This is a genomic window from Streptomyces sp. WAC05292 (assembly GCF_003949955.1).
Taxonomy (GTDB): Bacteria; Actinomycetota; Actinomycetes; order Streptomycetales; family Streptomycetaceae; genus Streptomyces; species Streptomyces globosus.
Genome location: NZ_RPSE01000681.1, coordinates 1 through 1,769, shown reverse-complemented (window position 1 = coordinate 1,769; position 1,769 = coordinate 1). Strand labels below are relative to the sequence as shown.

1 pseudogene is annotated in these 1,769 nt (G+C 80.2%); it reads left to right on the top strand.

Annotated features, from left to right (window positions below):
* A pseudogene (locus EF903_RS32330) lies at window positions 1–1,769 on the top strand (ATP-binding protein); the annotation flags it as partial.

Below are 1,769 nucleotides of genomic sequence, written 5' to 3'. Positions count from 1 at the left end.
GTCCAGGCCGTGGGCCCAGGTCTCCATCAGGCGGGCGCCCCCCATCACCGCGGCCGCCCTCGACCCCCGCCGGCGCCCCCCCCGCCCCCCCGGCCCCGCCGCCCCCGCCCCGGTGCTCGTCGGCCGCGAAGAGGAGCGCGAACGCCTCGTACGCCTCCTCGGCCGAGGCCGCTCCGTCCGGCTGACCGGACCGGCCGGATCCGGCCGCACCGCCCTGCTCGACGCGGTCGCCGCGGACTGTGCCGGACTCGCGCCCGACGGCGTCGTACGCCTCTGCGGATACGGCCACCAGCAGCCCGGCGAACTCCTGTACGCGCTCCACGACGCCGTCTACCAGGCCCCGGCCGAGCGCCCCGGGCGCACCGAACTCCTCGCCCGCGTCCGCGACATCGGCGCCATCGTCCTCCTCGACGACCTGGAGATGGGCGGCGCCGCCCTCGACGAGCTGCTCGCCGCCACCCCCGAGTGCGCCTACCTGCTGGCCGCCACCCCCGACACCCGCGCCCCCTCCGACGACTCCCACCTGGAGGAGGTCTTCCTCACCGGCCTCGGCCGGACCGAATGCCTCCACCTCCTCGAAGCACGGACCGGCCGCCCCCTCACCGACGCGGAAGCCGCCTGGGCCGAGGACCTGCGCTTCGCCTCCGAAGGGCTGGTGCTGCGCTTCGTGCAGGCCGCCGCCCTGCTGCGGCGCCGCGACGAGCTCAACCGGGCCGCCGCCGCCGACGACGACGAGGAGCCCGGCGTCTTCGAGGGGCGGCCCCGGCCCGCCGGCGCCGTCCCGCTGCCGACGCTCGCCGAGGCCGCGGCCCCGGCCGAGCTGCTCGCCTCGCGGGCCAGCGAGTCGGCGCGCGCCGCACTGCGGATCGCCTGCGCGCTCGGCGGCGAACTGCCGCACCACGCCCACCTGCCCGCCCTCGTCGGCGACACCCACGCCGACTCCGCGGTCGCCGAACTCCTGGCCGCCGGCCTGGTCACGCCGGTCGGCCCGCGCCACCGGCTGGCCGCCGGCGTGGCCCGGCAGCTGGAGGAGGCCGGCTTCGGCGAGACCGCCGCGGAGGAGGCCCGTACCGCCGCCCGGCACTACGCCTGGTGGACCGGGCACTCCTCGGTGACCCCCGAGCGGGTCGCAGCCGAGGCCGACGCGGTCCTCGCGGCGCTCGCCGGCGCGGACGTCGTCGCCGGGGTGCTGCTCGCCCGCAGCGCGGCTCCGGCGTTCGCCGCGTCCCGGCACTGGGAGGCGTGGGAGCGGGTGCTGCGCGCCGGAGCCGAGGCCGCGCGGAAGGCCGGCGAGGTCGCCGAGCAGGCGTACTTCCACCACGAACTCGGGGTACTCGCCCTGTGCGAGGGCCGCGTGGACCGCGCGCGGGCCGAACTGGAGGCGTCGATCGGCCTCAAGGGCGCCCTCGCGGACAAGCGGGGCACCGTCGCCGGGCGCAGGGCCCTCGCCCTCGTCACGGACCGGGAGGCCGCCGTCCAGGCCTCGCCGCCGCTGCGGCTGGAGGCGCCGGCCGCGCCCCCGGCCGGCGCGGCGGCCGCGCTCCCCGCCGGTTCCGGGGGAGCCGCGGGATCCCGCATACCCGGCGGCTCCGCGCGCCCGGACGCGGCCTCCGCCGCCGCGGCCTCGGTACCCGCTGCCGCCTCCGCCGCCCCCGCCGCGAAGCCCCGGCCCGCCGCCGAGGCCCCCGCCTCGGAGGCCCCGACGGCCGCGCTCCCCGCATCGGAGGCGGTCACGGCCGCGCTGCCCGCCACCGGGGCCGCCACCACGG